This is a genomic window from Nonomuraea sp. NPDC001831, from assembly GCF_042892035.1.
Classification (GTDB): domain Bacteria; phylum Actinomycetota; class Actinomycetes; order Streptosporangiales; family Streptosporangiaceae; genus Nonomuraea.
In genome coordinates this window covers 166,792-182,687 of record NZ_JBIATU010000006.1, presented here as the reverse complement: position 1 = coordinate 182,687, position 15,896 = coordinate 166,792, and the positions used below count along the sequence as shown (strand labels likewise).

Annotated in this window: 18 protein-coding genes; 10 read left to right on the top strand and 8 right to left on the bottom strand. The window is 73.1% G+C overall.

Annotated features, from left to right (window positions below; genetic code table 11):
• Positions 1–30 precede the first annotated feature (30 nt).
• Positions 31–831 carry a hypothetical protein gene (locus tag ACFYYW_RS21485; RefSeq protein ID WP_352325609.1) on the top strand — a complete coding sequence of 267 codons (801 nt, stop codon included), beginning with the start codon at positions 31–33 and terminating at the stop codon, positions 829–831.
• Positions 832–849: 18 nt separating this feature from the next.
• Here the strand turns inward: ACFYYW_RS21485 and ACFYYW_RS21480 are convergent, their stop codons facing one another.
• Entirely contained in the window at positions 850–1,212 is a 363-nt protein-coding gene (locus tag ACFYYW_RS21480) for a hypothetical protein (protein ID WP_352325608.1), read from the bottom strand.
• Between the two features lie 82 nt (positions 1,213–1,294).
• Between ACFYYW_RS21480 and ACFYYW_RS21475 the strand changes: the two genes are divergently transcribed.
• Positions 1,295–1,930 (top strand): alpha/beta family hydrolase, encoded by a 636-nt coding sequence (locus ACFYYW_RS21475; RefSeq protein WP_387650824.1) that lies wholly within the window; start codon positions 1,295–1,297, stop codon positions 1,928–1,930.
• Here the strand turns inward: ACFYYW_RS21475 and ACFYYW_RS21470 are convergent.
• Positions 1,887–2,084 carry a DUF5999 family protein gene (locus tag ACFYYW_RS21470; RefSeq protein WP_125637444.1) on the bottom strand — a complete coding sequence of 66 codons (198 nt, stop codon included), beginning with the start codon at positions 2,082–2,084 and terminating at the stop codon, positions 1,887–1,889. The genes ACFYYW_RS21475 and ACFYYW_RS21470 overlap by 44 nt on opposite strands.
• A 198-nt stretch (positions 2,085–2,282) precedes the next feature.
• Positions 2,283–2,822, bottom strand: coding sequence for a TetR/AcrR family transcriptional regulator C-terminal domain-containing protein (locus ACFYYW_RS21465; protein WP_387650823.1), 540 nt, complete (start codon positions 2,820–2,822; stop codon positions 2,283–2,285).
• 130 nt (positions 2,823–2,952) lie between these two features.
• On the opposite strand from ACFYYW_RS21465, the gene ACFYYW_RS21460 reads away from it, so the two are divergent.
• Positions 2,953–3,351: a hypothetical protein gene (locus ACFYYW_RS21460; RefSeq protein WP_352331214.1), complete on the top strand. Its 399-nt coding sequence runs from the start codon at positions 2,953–2,955 to the stop codon at positions 3,349–3,351.
• A gap of 189 nt (positions 3,352–3,540) precedes the next feature.
• On the opposite strand, the gene ACFYYW_RS21455 is transcribed toward ACFYYW_RS21460, so the two are convergent.
• From ACFYYW_RS21455 to ACFYYW_RS21445, 3 genes are all read right to left on the bottom strand, one after another.
• Positions 3,541–4,878 (bottom strand): RNA polymerase sigma factor, encoded by a 1,338-nt coding sequence (locus tag ACFYYW_RS21455; protein WP_352331384.1) that lies wholly within the window; start codon positions 4,876–4,878, stop codon positions 3,541–3,543.
• A 170-nt stretch (positions 4,879–5,048) separates the two neighbouring features.
• Positions 5,049–5,411: a hypothetical protein gene (locus tag ACFYYW_RS21450; protein ID WP_387650822.1), complete on the bottom strand. Its 363-nt coding sequence runs from the start codon at positions 5,409–5,411 to the stop codon at positions 5,049–5,051.
• 44 nt (positions 5,412–5,455) lie between these two features.
• Positions 5,456–6,601 (bottom strand): AMP-binding protein, encoded by a 1,146-nt coding sequence (locus ACFYYW_RS21445; RefSeq protein WP_352326796.1) that lies wholly within the window; start codon positions 6,599–6,601, stop codon positions 5,456–5,458.
• Between the two features lie 82 nt (positions 6,602–6,683).
• Between ACFYYW_RS21445 and ACFYYW_RS21440 the strand changes: the two genes are divergently transcribed.
• On the top strand, positions 6,684–7,577 hold the full coding sequence (locus ACFYYW_RS21440) for an o-succinylbenzoate synthase (protein WP_387651262.1): 894 nt from the start codon (positions 6,684–6,686) through the stop codon (positions 7,575–7,577).
• Positions 7,574–9,235, top strand: a complete 1,662-nt coding sequence (menD, locus tag ACFYYW_RS21435; protein WP_352326798.1) for a 2-succinyl-5-enolpyruvyl-6-hydroxy-3-cyclohexene-1-carboxylic-acid synthase — start codon at positions 7,574–7,576, stop codon at positions 9,233–9,235. Before ACFYYW_RS21440 ends, menD begins: the two co-directional genes overlap by 4 nt.
• Here the strand turns inward: menD and ACFYYW_RS21430 are convergent.
• Both ACFYYW_RS21430 and ACFYYW_RS21425 read right to left on the bottom strand, forming a co-directional pair.
• Positions 9,225–10,118, bottom strand: a complete 894-nt coding sequence (locus ACFYYW_RS21430; RefSeq protein ID WP_352326809.1) for a 5'-3' exonuclease H3TH domain-containing protein — start codon at positions 10,116–10,118, stop codon at positions 9,225–9,227. The two genes, menD and ACFYYW_RS21430, sit on opposite strands and share 11 nt — an antisense overlap.
• 10 nt (positions 10,119–10,128) lie before the next feature.
• On the bottom strand, positions 10,129–11,373 hold the full coding sequence (locus tag ACFYYW_RS21425) for a PP2C family protein-serine/threonine phosphatase (protein WP_387650821.1): 1,245 nt from the start codon (positions 11,371–11,373) through the stop codon (positions 10,129–10,131).
• Between the two features lie 176 nt (positions 11,374–11,549).
• Between ACFYYW_RS21425 and ACFYYW_RS21420 the strand changes: the two genes are divergently transcribed.
• The 5 genes from ACFYYW_RS21420 (at position 11,550) to ACFYYW_RS21400 (ending at position 15,789) form a co-directional block, all read left to right on the top strand.
• A complete protein-coding gene (locus tag ACFYYW_RS21420; protein WP_387650819.1) occupies positions 11,550–12,665 on the top strand; it encodes a M24 family metallopeptidase in 1,116 nt (371 codons plus the stop codon).
• A gap of 4 nt (positions 12,666–12,669) precedes the next feature.
• Complete coding sequence (locus ACFYYW_RS21415; protein ID WP_364419147.1) at positions 12,670–13,434, top strand: protein phosphatase 2C domain-containing protein; 765 nt, start codon at positions 12,670–12,672, stop codon at positions 13,432–13,434.
• Between the two features lie 143 nt (positions 13,435–13,577).
• On the top strand, positions 13,578–14,444 hold the full coding sequence (locus tag ACFYYW_RS21410; RefSeq protein ID WP_387650817.1) for a terpene synthase family protein: 867 nt from the start codon (positions 13,578–13,580) through the stop codon (positions 14,442–14,444).
• A gap of 248 nt (positions 14,445–14,692) precedes the next feature.
• On the top strand, positions 14,693–15,286 hold the full coding sequence (locus ACFYYW_RS21405) for an ATP/GTP-binding protein (RefSeq protein WP_352326803.1): 594 nt from the start codon (positions 14,693–14,695) through the stop codon (positions 15,284–15,286).
• A gap of 23 nt (positions 15,287–15,309) precedes the next feature.
• Positions 15,310–15,789 (top strand): Lrp/AsnC family transcriptional regulator, encoded by a 480-nt coding sequence (locus ACFYYW_RS21400; RefSeq protein WP_387650816.1) that lies wholly within the window; start codon positions 15,310–15,312, stop codon positions 15,787–15,789.
• Positions 15,790–15,896: the final 107 nt, after the last annotated feature.

The window sequence follows — 15,896 nt, the reverse complement described above, 5'->3', positions numbered from 1 at the left end:
CGGTGCGATCCGTCGCCGGAAGGAGCTCTCTTGACGTTCTCAGAGCTGCAGACCCCGCCCCTCGACACCGCCCGCCGCCTGGCCGAGGGGGGCGACCTGGAGGGTGCGGCGGCGATCCTGACCGAGCTGGTCGCCGACCCCGACAGCCCCGACCGGGCCCAGGCGGCCGTGGGGCTGGCCGTGGTGCTCGACGAGCGCGGCGACACCGAGGCCGCCCGCGCCGCGGCCCGCACCGCGCTGGCCACCGGCCATCCCGAGTACGCCGCCCAGGCCGCCTGCCACCTGGCCCAGGGGTTCGAGCGCGAGGGCCGCGACGACCAGGCCAGGGCCGCCTGGCAGGCGGTGCTCGGCGTCGGCACGCCGGCCTACGTCCCGCTGGCGCACCTCGCGCTGGCCCGGCTGGCCGGCAGCCCCCAGGAGGCCGGCAAGGAGCTGCGCTCCGCCCTCGACGCGAGCCTCGACTCAGGCGACGCCGAGGCCGCCGCGCACGCGGCCCGGCAGCTCGCCGAGACGCTGCTGGAGTACGGCGACCCGGGGGAGGCCGCCGGGCTGCTGCTGGACGCGCTGGAGTTCGCCCCGGCGCGGGAGCTGCCGGGGCTGCGGGTGCTGCTCGGCATCGCGCACCTGGAACTGGCCTGCGCCGAGTTCGCCGAGGCCGTCGAGAGCGGGGCCGACCCCCAGACGGGCGCGCTGGCCATCGAGCTGCTGGCGCGCACGCTGCCGCTGCGCGGGCGCACCGAGGACGCCGGCCAGGTGTGGACCTACGGCCTCGAACACGAGGACCGGACCATGGCCGCCGAGGTCCGGTTGCGTTTCCACCGCGACACCTGAGTGCCGTGAGGGGAAGGCTCAGCCGCGGCGCATGATGGCCACGGCGGCGGCCACGTTGATAGCGACGATCGCCAGCCACGTGATCGTCAGGCCGACCAGCCCCGAGTTGCCCGCCGCGATGGCGGTCAGCGGGATGCCGAGGCCCATCGAGCCCAGCGCGACGGGGATGATGGCGGCGCCGTTGTTCTGCCGCTGCTTCGCCTTGGCCTTGACCGGGGCGAGGCCCTGGCCGCTCAGCTCGGCCTGGACGCGGGCGGCGATGGTGGCGTCGAGCCGTTCGACGAAGGACTCGACGAGCGCGGCCTCGTAGTCGGGGCCGAGGTCGCGGCGGGCGTCGAGGGTGGCCTGCAGGTCGTCCCGGATCGGGCGCATCTCTGACATGAAAGCCATCATCCCGGTTGTCCGGCGCGCCGTCATCAGACCTGGGAGCCAACGGCGGATCCTCCCCAGGTACGGTGCTGCCATGGAGATCATGACTCCGCGGGGGCCGGCGCTGGTGCAGGTCGACGAGGCGGCCGAGGCCCGGCTGCTGCTGGTGCTGACCCACGGCTCGGCCGGGGGAGTGGACGCGCCCGACCTGCTGGCCGTCCGCGACGCCGCGCTCGGGGTGGGCGCGACCGTGGCCAGGGTGTCGCAGGCGTTCCGGGTCGCGGGGGCGCGGGCGCCGGGCTCGGCCGCCCGGCAGGACGAGGCCTGGGAAGCGGTGCTGGGCGAGTTGCGCGCCGGGTGGCCGGGGCTGCCGCTGGTGCAGGGCGGCCGGAGCAACGGCGCCCGGGTGGCCTGCCGTACGGCCTCGGCGGTGGGCGCGGCGGCGGTGGTGGCGCTGGCCTTCCCGCTGCACCCGCCCGGCAAGCCGGAGCGTTCCAGGGCCGAGGAGCTGCGCGGGGCCGGGGTCGACGTGCTGGTGGTCAACGGGGACCGGGATCCGTTCGGAGTGCCGGATCCCGCGGACTGCACCCGGCTGGTGGTGCTGCCGGGCGAGGGCCACGACCTGAAGCGGGACCCCGCCCGGGTGGGCGAGGTCGTGGCCCGGTGGATCGGCGGCTACGCCGCCGTCAGGCGGCGCCCACCAGGGGGTCGGGCCGGTGCGGCGCGATGACGGTGCCGCTGGGCAGCAGCTCCCCGGTGTCCTCGAACAGGACGACGCCGTTGCAGAGAAGGCTCCACCCCTGCTCGGGGTGGCATGCGAGGGTGCGTGCTGCCTCGCGGTCCGGCGCCTCGGCAGACGGACAGGCCGGGTCGTGCGGGCACATCGGCGTGCCTCCGATATCTCGTGGGTGCTCCCGGGAGAGGGACGGGAGCCGCTCGGGTTTGTTGTTCTGGCAAGTGTGCGACGTGTGTCACACGGTCCGACATAGCCCGTTCGGACTGTTACAGGAGGATCCCCCGGTCGTGTGACCTTCGACACAGCGTGCCTTATGCAGGATAACGGGCCAAGCGCGACACGCGCACTACGTTTGCAACCCCTTGAGCAAAGCGTCGAGCCCTCTTTCGAAGTCGACATCCGCTCTTTCGTCCCTCCTGACCCATTCATCGACTTCTGGGTCAGCCCATCCGGATTGCTGGACTTCGACCGCCACGCTGCCGAAGACGAACGCCCGCAGCGCGCGCACGGCCTCCGGGGCGTCGCTCAGGCCGCCGTCGGCCAGTTGCTCGGTCTGCTCCCTGATGGCCACCGTGGTGGCGCCCTTGGGCGGCTTGGTCAGCGCCAGGGCGAGCACGCCCGGATGCTCGCGCAGCAGCTCCCGGCCCGCCCGGCACCACGCCCTGGCCGTCTCCTGCCAGGTGGCCGCCTGCTCCACGTGCACGGTCGTGACGTGCTCGGCCAGCGCGTCCATCAGCGCCTCCTTGCCGCGGGGCAGGTGGTGGTAGATGGCCATGGCCTCCACCTCCAGGGCGTCGCCCAGCCGGCGCATGGTGAGCCGGCGCAGCCCCTGGCTGTCGGCGATGTGGAGTGCGGCCTCGATGATGCGCTCGCGGGAGAGTGGCACGGGAGGTCTCTTTGCGGGCATGGTGATCATCTTACTGGGCGGCCCCGTCCGTCGCCCGGTGTTCGGAGGCGGTGTCGGACGGCGTACCCTTGTGGGTTGAACAGCAAAGACTGCGTGAAGGGCAGGGTCGATGGCGTTTTTCCGTCCGCGGGTGAGCCGGGAGGCCGAGGTTCGCTACCACGCGGACCAGGAGATCTCCAAGGGCTTCCCGCAGCTGCTTGACAAGGCCAGGCAGGCCGAGCAGATCGTGCGCGACCTGCGTGCGGCCGCGGCCGACGAGATCGAGCTGCTGGCCGCGGGCCGGGCGTTCGACGTCGCGCTGACCGAGGCGCTGCGGGCCGCCGAGGCCGGGCAGCGGGCCACGTTCGGCGTGCGCTCGTACGACGACCGCATCGCGCGCCGCAAGGCCAGGGCCACCCCCCGCGGGGCCATGTGGACGGCCGAGGTCGACCGGCTGCGCACGCTGCGCGAGGAGAACCGCATGTGGGGCATCCCGCGCGTGCCCCGGCCGGTGCCCGCCACCGTCTGACCGAAGGCACCCGAAAGCCCCGGCGCAGCGCGCGCCGGGGCTCTTCGTGCGTTCCGGGCCCGTCACCGTCAGGTCCTGACGGCCGGGGCTCGCGTTCCGGGCCCGTCACCGTCAGGTCCTGACGGCCGGGGTCCGCGTTGCTGGGCCGTCGCCGTCAGGGGCTGACGGCGGCGGCCGGGGCGGTGCGGGTCAGCTGGCCCAGTCGAGCAGCGGGCGGGTGTTGCTCGGGTGGCGCAGCTTCGACAGCGACTCCTTCTCCAGCTGGCGGATGCGCTCGCGGGTCAGGCCGAGGTGCTTGCCGATCTCGTCCAGCGTGTGCGGCTTGCCGTCCACCAGGCCGAACCGCAGGGCCATGATCTTCGCCTCGCGCGGCGAGAGGTTGTCGAGCACGCCGCGCAGCTGGTCGCCCAGCAGCTGGCGGTCGACGATCTCCGACGCCTCCGGCGAGTCGACGTCCTCGATGAGGTCGCCGATCGTGGTCTCGCCGTCCTCGCCGATGGTCGCGTTCAGCGAGATCGGCTGGCGGCTGGTGCGCAGCAGCTCCTCGATCTGGTCCGGCGTCTTGTCGAGCTCGACGGCCAGCTCCTCGGGCGTGGGCTCGCGGCCCAGCCTCTGGTGCATGTCCCGCTCGATCCGCGACAGCTTGGAGAGCATCTCCAGCACGTGCACGGGCAGCCGGATCGTCCGGGCGGAGTCGGCGAAGCCGCGCTGGATGGCCTGCCGGATCCACCACATGGCGTAGGTGGAGAACTTGAAGCCCTTGGTGTAGTCGAACTTCTCCACGGCCCTGATCAGCCCCAGGTTGCCCTCCTGGACGACGTCCAGCAGGGACATGCCGCGGTCGGTGTACTTCTTGGCCACCGAGACCACCAGGCGCAGGTTGGCCTCCAGCATGTGGTCCTTGGCCTGCCGGCCGTCCTCGATGACCAGGTGCAGGTCGTCGCGCACGGACGGCGGCACGTCGGGGTCGGTCTCCAGCTTGTACTCGGCGTACAGGCCAGCCTCGATCCGGCGGGCCAGCTCGACCTCCTGGGCGGCGGTGAGCAGGGTACGGCGGCCGATCGACTTCAGGTACGTGTGGACCGAGTCGCCCATCACGGACTGGTTGTCGTCCAGGTCCATGGCCTCGTTCTCGATCTCGGCGTCCTCGGCCGTCAGCTCGAGGTCGTCGGGGGCCACGTCCTCCTCGTGCTCCGGCTTGCCGTCCACCGGGTTTTTTGCCTCGGCGGCCGTGCGGCCGGTAGCCTTTGCCCCGGAAGCCTTCCTCGGCTTGGGGGCGCTCTTGCTCGCGGTCTTCTGGGTGGTCTTTCTGGCGGCGGTCTTGGCCAGCGACGGCTCGTTCTCGGCAGCCAGGCTCACACCGGCCTCCGAGAGCTCGCGCAGGATCGTGCGGCCTTCAGAGGGGCTGATGCCGGCCTCGGCGAACGCGTCGCGCAGCTCCGCCAGAGAAAGGTGACCCTGGGCTCGCCCTCGTTCAATGAGCTGGTCGAGAGTCGCGGGTGGGGTCGCCACGGCGGTTCTGGGCATGAGGACACCTCCTCCGTACGGAGTCGAAGCGATCAGGCAGGTTGTGGTGGGGCGGTGGTCACTCCGCTCGGCGCACCAGTATCAATAACGCCATCCACCGCTATTTGTTCCCGGAGGGCTGAAAAAGGGGCGGAACGCCCACAGGGCGCGCCACCCCCGGAAGGCGGGAACTACTCCGCCACCTCGAAGCTTCCGGTCCCCTCCGGCATGGGCATCGGCTCGGCCTCTTCCATGCGCTTGTCGGTCCAGTAGTCGATGACCTCGCGCGGATCGGGATTGACCTCCGTGGAGACCACGACGCCCTCGGGGTCGCCGGGCGAAGGCGCCGGACGGCCGGTCGGCGACGTCTGCTCGGCCGCCTCGTCGGCTGCCTGGTCGACCTGCTGATCGACCTGCTGGTCGACCACGGCCCGGGTCTCCCTGGCGACGGCGTCGAGCTTGCCCGCCGAGGCGGCCGCCGCGACCGACGCGCCACCGACGACGATCACGCCGACGACCGCCGCGGACGCCCACATCTTGCGGGTCTGGTTCATGAAGGCTCCCTTCCTTCTCCCCGTTATGACGCAGCCGCGCCGCGTCAGGTTCCTGTACGCAGCCGTACGAGATCGGTCTTGCCGTTGGGCAGCAGCGGCAGACGGGGGAGGAGACGCAGGTCGCGGGGCGCGGCGTGGGCGGGCAGCCGGTCGCGGCAGTAGGCGCGCAGCTCGGCCAGCGTGGGCGGCGCGGCGGGGTCGGCCGGCACCACGAACGCCGTGACCGCCTCGCCCCACTCCGGGTCGGGCAGGCCGGCCACGGCGACGTCGGCGACCTCGGGATGCGTGCCGAGCACCGCGCTCACCACGGCGGCCACGACCTTCTCGCCGCCGGTGTTGACGACGTCGTCGGCCCGGCCGAGCACGCGCAGCCGGCCGCCGCTGAGCTCGCCGAGGTCGGAGGTGACGAACCAGTCGCCGTCGAAGCCGGTGCGCCCGGCGAAGCGGTAGCCGGAGAAGAGCACGGGCCCGGCGATCCTGATCAGGCCGTCCTCGCCGATTTTGAGATCTACATCGTAAAGGGGGCGGCCGTCGTAAACGCAGCCGCCGCACGTCTCGCTCATCCCGTACGTGGTGACCACCCGGGCGCCGAGCTCCACGGCCCGCTCGACCAGCCCCGCCCTGGGCGCCGCGCCGCCGAGCAGGATCGTGCGGAACACCGACAGGTCGGCGCCCGTCTCGACCAGCCGGTGGAGCTGCGTCGGCACCAGGGAGACGTGGTGGGCGCCCGAGGACAGCACGGCCCGCACGTCGAAGGAGGGGTGGATGATCGGCTCGCTGCCCGACAGCAGGGCCCGGACCAGCACCTGCAGGCCGGAGACGTGGGAGACGGGCAGGCAGCACAACCACCGGTCGCCCTCGGCGGCCCCGATCCTGCTCAGCGACGCCGACGCCGAGGCGCGCAGGGCGGAGGCCGACAACTGCACGCCCTTGGGCGCGCCGGTGCTTCCGCTGGTGGCGATGACCACCGCCACGTCGCCCGGGACGCCCTCGCCGCCGGGCCGCGGCTCGCCGCCGGCGTGCGTGGGCCGCAGAGCCTGCAGGACCTGGTGCTCGTGACCGGGCTGGAGCGGCAGGACGGCCGGCCCGTCGCCGGAGAGGGCGTCGCGGATCGCGGTGAGAAGGCCGGGGCCGGGAGGCTGCACAATGGCATGCAGCGGACGGTCCGGATGCGACGGGTTCCTCCACATGCTCGTAAGGTTAATGGCGACAGGTCGGACACAGGTGCAGGGTAGGGTCGTGACGCGTTCTCCCGTGGTCTTCCGGATTCCGATGCGGACGCGGTTTCGCGGGCAGACCGTCAGGGAGGGCGTGCTGCTGCACGGCCCGGCGGGCTGGGGCGAGTTCTCCCCGTTCCCCGAGTACGGTCCGCGCGAGTGCGCCCGCTGGCTGGCGTGCGCCCGTGAGGCCGCCTTCGACGGGTGGCCCGAGCCGGTGCGCGACCGCGTCCCGGTCAACGCCACCGTCCCGGCGGTCGACGCCGAGCAGGCCCACGAGCTGGTGCGGCGTTCCGGCTGCGGCACGGCGAAGGTCAAGGTGGCCGAGCGCGGCCAGACGTTCGCCGACGACCTGGCGCGGGTGGAGGCGGTGCGTGACGCCCTGGGGCCGTCCGGGCGGCTGAGGGTCGACGTCAACGGCGCCTGGGAGGTCGACGAGGCCGTCACCCGGCTCAAGCGGCTCGACCGGTTCGGCCTGGAGTACGCCGAGCAGCCGTGCGCGACCCTGGAGGAGCTGGCGGCGGTGCGCAGGGCGGTCGACGTGCCGATCGCGGCCGACGAGTCGATCCGGCGTGCCGAGGACCCGCTGCGGGTCAGGGCGGCCGAGGCGGCCGACATCGCGGTGGTCAAGGTGCAGCCGCTGGGCGGGGTGCGCGCCGCGCTGCGGGTGGTGGAGTCGTGCGGGCTGCCCGCCGTGGTCTCCAGCGCCGTGGAGACGTCCGTGGGGCTGGCCGCGGGGGTCGCGCTGGCGGCGGCGCTGCCGTCGCTGCCGTACGCGTGCGGGCTGGGCACGATGTCGTTGCTGGCCGGCGACGTGGTGGAGGACTCGCTGGTGCCCGTGGACGGATGGCTCCCGGTGCGCCGCCCCTCGGTGAATTTTCAGCATTTGTCGGAATTTGAGATTGAATCTCCCCAGTGGCTCGGCCGGATGCAGGAGGCGTCACTTTGAACCCCGCAACCGCGCTGGCCACGGTGCTCGTCGACGAGCTGGTGCGCTGTGGCCTGACCGACGTGGTGCTCGCCCCCGGCTCCCGCTCGGCCCCCCTCGCCCTGGCGCTGCACGCCGAGTCGCGGGTGCGCCTGCACGTGCGCATCGACGAGCGCTCGGCCTCCTTCCTGGCGCTCGGCCTGGCCAAGCGCTCCGAGCGGCCGGTGGCGCTGATCTGCTCCTCCGGCACGGCCGCGGCCAACTTCCATCCGGCGGTGATCGAGGCCGACGAGTCGGGCGTGCCGCTGCTCGTCCTGACCGCCGACCGTCCGCCCGAGCTGCGCGGCACCGGCGCCAACCAGACGATCGACCAGGTCAAGCTGTACGGCACCGCTGTCCGCTGGTTCGCCGAGGTCGGCGTGCCGGAAGACCGTCCCGGCATGGTCGCCTACTGGCGTTCGCTGGCCTGCCGCGCCTACCAGCGGGCCGCCGGGGCGGCCAACCCCGGCCCCGTGCACCTCAACCTGGCCTTCCGGGAGCCGCTGATCCCCGACGGCGACACGAGCTGGTCCGAACCGCTCGACGGCGGCGCGAACGGCCCCTGGGTGCGGGCCCGCGTCGCGCCCCCGCCCATCGCCCTGCACATCCCGCCCACCAGGCGCGGCGTGCTCGTCGTCGGCGACGGCGCGGCCAACGTCCGGCGTTACGTGGCCGCCGCCGGCATGGCCGGCTGGCCGGTGCTGTCGGAGCCCAACGGCGGCGCCCGCTACGGCGACCACTCCATCTCCAGCTACCACTACCTGCTCGGCACGCCCGAGTTCGCCGACTCCCACCGCCCCGACGTGGTCGTCACGCTGGGCCGGCCGGGGTTGTCGCGGCCGCTGCTGTCGTGGCTGAAGCGCACGGACGAGCACATCGTGGTCGCCCCCGACCTCGACCGCTGGCCCGACCCCACCCGGTCGGCCACCCAGGTCGCGCAGGCCGTGGAGATCCCGGTGGCCTCCGGCGACGACAGCTGGCTGCACGCCTGGCGGCAGGCCGACACGGCCGTCCGGTCGGCCCTCGACGCGGTCCTCGACGTCTCCGGCACCTCCGAGCCGCGCCTGGCCCGCGACCTGGCCGACGCGCTGCCCAACGGCGCGCTGCTGTTCTGCGGCTCCTCGATGCCGATCAGGGACCTCGACCAGTTCATGCGGCCGCGGCGCGGCATCAGGCTGATGGCCAGCCGGGGCGCCTCGGGCATCGACGGGCTGGTGTCCACCGCCATGGGCGCCGCGCTGGCGCACAACGGGCCCTCGTACGCGCTGCTCGGCGACCTGTCGTTCCTGCACGACCAGAACGGGCTGATCCTCGGCCCCCGCGAGCCCAGACCGGACCTGTGCATGGTGGTCGTCAACAACGACGGCGGCGGCATCTTCTCGCTGCTGCCGCAGGCGGCGGTGCGCGACCCGTTCGAGCGGGTCTTCGGCACGCCGCACGGCGTGGACCTGGCCTACGCCGCCGCCGCGAGCGGGACGCCGTACACGCTGCTCGGGGACGTCAGCGAGCTGTCCAAGGCCATGCGCGGCGAGGGGCCGCGGGTGGTGGAGGTGCGCACCGACCGCGAGGAGAACGCGGCCGTGCACGGCCGCCTGCGCGAGGCGGCCCAGGACGCCGTGCGGGAGTTCCTCAGCTCCTGAGCGCCTCCAGCAGGCGGTTGAGCGGGCTGTCGAGGCCGTAGCGGTCGGCCAGGGCCACCAGGGCCTCCGGGTCGCGCGGCTTGTCCGGCAGCGTCAGGTCGGCGGCGGGCAGCGGCGCGTCGGAGGCCACCTGGACCACGGCGGGCGCGGCGTCGAGGTAGTCGCGGGCCGCGGCCAGGCGGTTGCGGCTGCCGGCCGGGAAACCCTCGGTGACCCCGGAGTCGAGCGCCTCCAGCAGCGCGGCGAGCGAGCCGAACCGGGTGATCAGGGCCGCCGCCGTCTTCTCGCCGACGCCGGGCACGCCGGGCAGGCCGTCGCTGGGGTCGCCGCGCAGGGTGGCGAAGTCGGCGTAGGCGCGGCCGGGGACGCCGTACTTGGCGGTGACGAACGCCTCGTCGACGAACTGCAGGTTGCGGATGCCGCGCGCGGTGTACAGGACGCGGACCGGGCGGGAGTCGTCGACGAGCTGGAACAGGTCGCGGTCGCCGGTGACGATCTCGACGGCGCCCCGCGCCTGGTGGGTGAGGGTGCCGATCACGTCGTCGGCCTCGTAGCCGGGCGACTCGGGACGGGCGATGCCCACGGCGTCGAGGACCTGGTTGATCACGGCGATCTGCGGCACCAGCGCCTCGGGCACCTCCTCGACGTCGCCGTGGGCCACCCGGTGCGCCTTGTAGGTGGGGATCGCCGCCACCCGGAAGGCGGGCCGCCAGTCGGCGTCCATGGTGGCGGCCAGCGCCGCCGGTGAATGCTGACGGACCAGCGTGGCGATCATGTCGATGAGCCCGCGCACCGCGTTGACCGGGGAGCCGTCGGGCGCCTTGACCGACTCGGGCACGCCGTAGAAGGCGCGGAAGTAGAGGGACGGTGTGTCCAGAAGCATGAGCACCCGTCTATGGTCGCACTCCCGCCGCCCTCCCGTCCGGCTCCGGGACGGCGACGGCCAGCAGGCACGCGTCGTCCTCGGGGTTGGGGCCGCCGATGTCGGCCAGGAGGCGGTCGAGCCCGGCTTCTAGATCGTGGGCGGACAGGCCGCCGGCGGCCGCCAGCACCAGCTCAAGGCCGACGTCGATGTCGCGGGTGCGCCGCTCGACCAGCCCGTCGGTGAACATCAGCAGCAGGTCGCCGGGGCGCAGCCGGGTGCGGGCCAGCTCGTAGGGCCGCCCGGAGACCGCGCCGAGCAGCACGCCCCGCGGCCTGCCCAGCCGGGCCGCCCGGCCCTCGCGCACCAGGATCGGGTCGAGGTTGCCCGCCTGCCCCCAGGTGAACAGCAGCGTCTTGGCGTCGAGGTGGCCGATGACGGCCGTGGCGGTGGTGTCCTTCAGCTGGTGCAGGACGAGGTCGTTGAGCCACGACAGCAGGCGGTCGGCGGGCCGGCCGGTCATGGTGAGGCCGACGAGGGCGTGGCGCAGGTGGGCCATGTGGGCGATGGCGGGCAGCCCGTGGCCCGACACGTCGCCGATGGCCAGCAGCAGGCGGCCATCGGGGGTGGTGGCGGCCTCGAACCAGTCGCCGCCCAGACTGGCGGTCTTCTCGGCCGGCACGTAGCGGACGGCGATCCTGGCCCCCGGCAGGTCGAGGCAGCCGGTGGGCGCGGGCAGGATGGCCTCGCGCAGCGCCAGCATCACGTTGCGCTCCTCGGCCGCCTGCTCGCGGGCCTCCAGGAGCTGGCGGCGCGACTCCGACATCATGCGCTCGGCCCTGCGGCGGCCGGTGATGTCCTGGATGACGCCGTGCATGCCGACCGGACCGCCGGGCGACATCAGCGGTTCGAGCACGACGCGCAGATCGCGCAGCTCGCCCGTGCCGCGCCTGACGCGGAACTCGGCGTGCACGGGCTCGACGCCCTCCACCACGTGCCACAGCAGCCGGTCGAGCGCGTCGAGGTCGGCGGGCTCGACCATGGCGGCCAGGTCGGGAAGGGACAGCGGCCCCTCCTCACGGTCTCTTCCGAAGATCGCGTAGACCTGGTCGGACCAGATGGCGGCCCCGGTGCGCAGGTTCCATTCGGCCCAGCCCATGTTGCCCAGCCGCTCGGCGTGGGCCAGCCGGACGGCCAGCAGCTCCGCCCCCGCCCCGCGCGCCCGCCCGTGCGGGGCCTCCCTGACCAGCTCTGCCGCGCCTGCGAAGTCGACCATGGCCTCACTCTCAAAGTGCAGTGGAACTGGACAATTGGTCCCACACTACGTGATCAATGTGGAACGGAGTGTAGTCATGGGCTCCCATGTTGTGAGAAGTTTTCGCGGATTTTAGCCCTCGGCGGACAAGCGGCCTGCTGGAGTGGGGGCGCCGGGCGTCCGAGTAGATTTGGCTCGTGACGTCCTCAGACCTGTATCCCGTGTCCCGTCTTGCCGCCGCGCAGGAGGCCACCGCCAAGGCCGGCCTCGACGCCCTGCTGCTCACCCCCGGGCCTGACCTGCGCTATGTCAGCGGCTACGACGCCAAGCCGCTGGAGCGGCTGACCTGCCTCGTGGTGCCCGCCTCGGGGGAGGCGTACATGATGGTGCCCCGCCTTGAGCTGCCGGCCGCGCAGGCCTCGCCCGCCTCCCGGCTCGGGCTGGAGTTCGTGGCCTGGGACGAGACCGACGACCCCTACAGCATCGCCGCCGCCCGGCTGGGCCGGGTGGCCAAGGTGGGGCTGGCCGACCGCATGTGGGCCATGTCGTCGCTGCGCTTCCGCGACGTGCTGCCGGAGGCCGAGCAGGTGCTGGCCGGCACGGTGCTGCGCGACCTGCGCATGCGCAAGTCGCCGGCCGAGGTGGCCGCCCTGCGCGAGGCCGGCGAGGCCATCGACGCGGTCCACCGGCAGGTGCCCGAGCTGCTGCGCGCCGGCCGCACCGAGCGCGAGGTGGGCCGCGACATCGCCGAGGCGATCCTGGCCGCCGGCCACGCCACGGTCGACTTCGTCATCGTCGCCTCCGGGCCCAACGGCGCCAGCCCCCACCACGACGTCTCCGACCGGGTGATCCAGGCCGGCGAGCCGGTCGTGGTCGACATCGGCGGCCAGCTCCACAACGGCTACTGCTCCGACTCCACCCGCACCTACTGCGTGGGCGAGCCGCCCGCCGAGTTCGCCGCCTACTACGAGGTGCTGCGCCGCGCCCAGGACGCCGCCTGCGCCGCGGTGCGGCCGGGCGTGTCGTGCGAGTCGATCGACGCGGCGGCCCGCGAGGTCATCGCCGAGGCCGGCTACGGCGACTACTTCATCCACCGCACCGGCCACGGCATCGGCATCGAGACGCACGAGGAGCCCTACATCGTCTCGGGCAACGACGAGCCGATGGAGGCCGGGTTCGCCTTCTCCGTCGAGCCCGGCATCTACCTGCCCGGTCGCCACGGCGCCCGCATCGAGGACATCGTCGTCTGCACCGAGACCGGCGGCGAGCGGCTGAACAACACGCCGCGCGAGCTGGTGACCGTCCAGCCGTAACGGCATGTTCACCGAGGTCAGGTACGCCACCCGGCCAGGGTCGGCGCGGCCCAACGAGGACCTGGCGGTGGCCGGGCCCTCGTGGGCGGTCGTGCTCGATGGGGCCACGGCGGCGGCCGGGGCCGGCGGCGGCTGCGCCCACGGGGTCGCCTGGCTGGTCGGGCGGCTCGGCGGGGCGCTGGCCGCGGGGCTGGCCGCCGGCGGGCGCTCGTCGCTGGCCGACATCCTGGCCGAGGCCATCTCCGTCACCATGGGCGCACATGCGGGCACGTGCGATCTGGGCGACCCCGACTCGCCGTCCACCACCGTGGCCATGGTGCGCCTGGGCGGGGGAGTGGTGGAGTACCTCGTGCTGGGGGACTCCCCGGTGGTGCTCGCGCGGGCCGACGGCGGGGCCGAGGTCATCGGCGACGATCGGGTGGAGCGGCTGCCGGGCGGGCGGCCGTACTCGCCGGAGCTGGTGCGGCGTCTGCGCAACGCCGAGGGCGGGTTCTGGGTGGCCTCCACCCGTCCCGAGGCCGCCGGTCAGGCGGTCAGCGGGGTCGTGGAGGCGTCCGGGCTGCTGGGCGCCGGGCTGTTCACCGACGGGGTGACCCGGCTGGTGGAGTGGTACGGGTGGAGCTGGGAGTCCGTGCTGGCCGAGCTGGCCGGCGGGGGGCCGGGGGCGGTGATCTCGGCCGTACGGGGGCTGGAGGCCGAACGCGGCGCGGTACGCGGCAAACCCCACGACGACGCCACCGCCCTCTGGGCCGCCTTCCCTTCCCCCTGACGCCGCCCTTCCGTCGGCTGGCGGAGGTGGGAATGGCTTGATGGGGGTATGTGATCATGAAAGAATTCTTCGGCAGGTGCATTCGTCCGGCCGGCTGTTGGGGGGCGTCGCCATGAGCTGTGTACCGTGCGGGTGGCCCTAGGGTGCCCGGCGAGGAGCTGGAGGAGGCGTACCGGCTCGGCCGCACCTGCGCCCTGGCCGCCGAGTGCGGCAGGGACCTGCGGCGTTGCGCCCAGCTGTACGACGGCCTGTTCCCCGGCGCCGCCTTCGACGCCGAGTTCTACCAGACCCTGACCCTCGGCACGGCCTTCAGCGCCCCCTGGGCGGGCGCGGGCGGGCTGAAGGCGGTCAATCGCAGCGCCCTGTGGGTGCTGGCCGTCGGCCGTCTGGTCGACCACACCGCCACCACCCGCGAGCAGGTCGACCGGCTGACGCGCGCGTGCGTGGAGGTCGCCGGCGGCGCGGTGCCGCGGTCGCCGGTCACCCGCTTCCTGGCCGACCTGCGCGACGAGCTGGCCACCGTCGAGGGGTTCGGGCCGGCGCGGCGGCTCTGGCACGACCAGCTCGCCCGGACGCTGGACGGGATGGCCAGGGCCTGGGTGTGGCGGGACACCCGGGCCGCCCCCACGCTGGAGCGCTATCTCGACAACGCCGACAGCCGCGGCTCCTGCTTCGTGGACCTGTCCCACTGGATCTACACCGGCGACGGCTGGACCACAGGTCACCTGGAGGAGCTGCGGACGGTCAGCCGGCAGGTGCAGCGCTACCTGCACCTGCTCGGCGACGTCGCCTCCTACCGCAGGGACCTGAGCTGGGGCGACCTCAACGTGCTGGGGCTCGGGGTCACCGGCGGCGAGGTCACCGCGGCGATGGCCGGCCTGGCCCGCGAGGCGACCGGCCTGATCGAGGCGTTGCGCGGCTGCAGCCCGCGGACGGCCGCCTACCTGGGCCGACGGATCGGCTTCAACGCCGGCTTCACCGGCATTTCGGACCTCGACCCCGTAACCTAACGATCTCGTCGAATAAGCTGACAAGTCTCTTGACCGCCCGTCGCCCGCCAGGCGATTTATGGGACTACCGACGATAAATCGTGACATTTGGTTCGTTGTAAAAGTTTATGTCTTGAGTGGAAAATGTGGCGTTGCTAGGGTGGCTCGATGCCAGGCACGTCGAACGGCCTTCACCACGCGCCTTGACAGATATCACTGACCATGCGCGAAGGCCGGGACGTGCGCGGGACCTGTACGGGCGGTGCTGGATGGAATTCGGTCGCGTCGACCGTTGGCGGCTGCCGACCGCGATCAAGATCTTGATCGCCGGCGGATTCGGCGCGGGCAAGACCACCATGGTCGGCGCCGTCTCCGAGACCCGCCCGCTGCGCACGGAAGAGGCGCTCACCCACGTCGGCACGCACGTCGACGACCTGTCGGGCGTCGAGCGCAAGCTGACCACCACCGTCGCGATGGACTTCGGTCGCATCACCATCCGCGACGACTACATGCTCTACCTGTTCGGCACCCCGGGGCAGGAACGTTTCTGGTTCGTGTGGGACGAGCTGGCCATGGGCGCGCTGGGCGCCGTGGTGCTGGCCGACACCCGCCGCCTGGCCGACTGCTTCCCGGCCGTCGACTACTTCGAGAAGCGCGAGCAGCCGTTCATCATCGCGCTCAACTGCTTCGAGGGCACCCGCCCGTTCACCGTCGGAGAGGTGCGCTCGGCCATCGGGCTGGAACCCGACGTGCCCATCGTGCTGTGCGACGCCCGCCGGCGCGACTCCGGCCGCCAGGTGCTCATCACCCTGGTCGAGCACGCGATGAACCGAGGGGTCGCTCCCGTCGGGACCATGTCGTGACCATCACCGGCTACCTTTGACCGATGGAGGAGATCGACCGCCGGATCGTCACGCTGCTCGCCCACGACGGCCGCATGAGTTTCACCGACCTGGCCAGGGAGACCGGGCTCTCCGTCTCCGCGGTCCACCAGCGCGTACGCCGCCTGGAGAAGCGCGGCGTCGTCCGCGGCTACGCCGCTGTCATCGACCACGACGCGATCGGGCTGTCGCTGACCGCGTTCGTGTCGATCAAGCCGATCGACCCCGCCGCGCCCGACGACGCCCCCGTGCGGCTGGCCCATCTGAGCGCCATCGAGGCCTGCCACAGCGTCGCCGGGGACGAGAGCTACATCCTGAAGGTGCGGGTGGCCTCGCCGGTGGCGCTGGAGGACCTGCTGCAGCAGATCCGCGCCTCGGCCAACGTCTCCACCCGCACCACCGTGGTGCTGAGCACGCCCTACGAGCACCGTGCCCCCGTCGTCGCCCCCGACGTCACGCCCCCCGAGCCCGACGCGTCCGCCTGAAGGCCCACCGGAACGCCTTCCCCCGACAGCCCGACAGCCCCGACGGGCGCCGCCCCCGCAGGGACCGGCGCCCGCGTCCGGTGCACGTACCCGACGAGCGGCACCCG

Coding starts and splice junctions, on each gene's coding strand:
- ACFYYW_RS21480 (WP_352325608.1), bottom strand. CDS start 1,212: ATGTCAGAGATGCGCCCGATCCGGGACGACCTGCAGGCCACCCTCGAC.
- ACFYYW_RS21475 (WP_387650824.1), top strand. CDS start 1,295: ATGGAGATCATGACTCCGCGGGGGCCGGCGCTGGTGCAGGTCGACGAG.
- ACFYYW_RS21470 (WP_125637444.1), bottom strand. CDS start 2,084: ATGTGCCCGCACGACCCGGCCTGTCCGTCTGCCGAGGCGCCGGACCGC.
- ACFYYW_RS21460 (WP_352331214.1), top strand. CDS start 2,953: ATGGCGTTTTTCCGTCCGCGGGTGAGCCGGGAGGCCGAGGTTCGCTAC.
- ACFYYW_RS21455 (WP_352331384.1), bottom strand. CDS start 4,878: ATGCCCAGAACCGCCGTGGCGACCCCACCCGCGACTCTCGACCAGCTC.
- ACFYYW_RS21450 (WP_387650822.1), bottom strand. CDS start 5,411: ATGAACCAGACCCGCAAGATGTGGGCGTCCGCGGCGGTCGTCGGCGTG.
- ACFYYW_RS21445 (WP_352326796.1), bottom strand. CDS start 6,601: ATGTGGAGGAACCCGTCGCATCCGGACCGTCCGCTGCATGCCATTGTG.
- ACFYYW_RS21440 (WP_387651262.1), top strand. CDS start 6,684: ATGCGGACGCGGTTTCGCGGGCAGACCGTCAGGGAGGGCGTGCTGCTG.
- ACFYYW_RS21430 (WP_352326809.1), bottom strand. CDS start 10,118: ATGCTTCTGGACACACCGTCCCTCTACTTCCGCGCCTTCTACGGCGTG.
- ACFYYW_RS21425 (WP_387650821.1), bottom strand. CDS start 11,373: ATGGTCGACTTCGCAGGCGCGGCAGAGCTGGTCAGGGAGGCCCCGCAC.
- ACFYYW_RS21415 (WP_364419147.1), top strand. CDS start 12,670: ATGTTCACCGAGGTCAGGTACGCCACCCGGCCAGGGTCGGCGCGGCCC.
- ACFYYW_RS21405 (WP_352326803.1), top strand. CDS start 14,693: ATGGAATTCGGTCGCGTCGACCGTTGGCGGCTGCCGACCGCGATCAAG.
- ACFYYW_RS21400 (WP_387650816.1), top strand. CDS start 15,310: ATGGAGGAGATCGACCGCCGGATCGTCACGCTGCTCGCCCACGACGGC.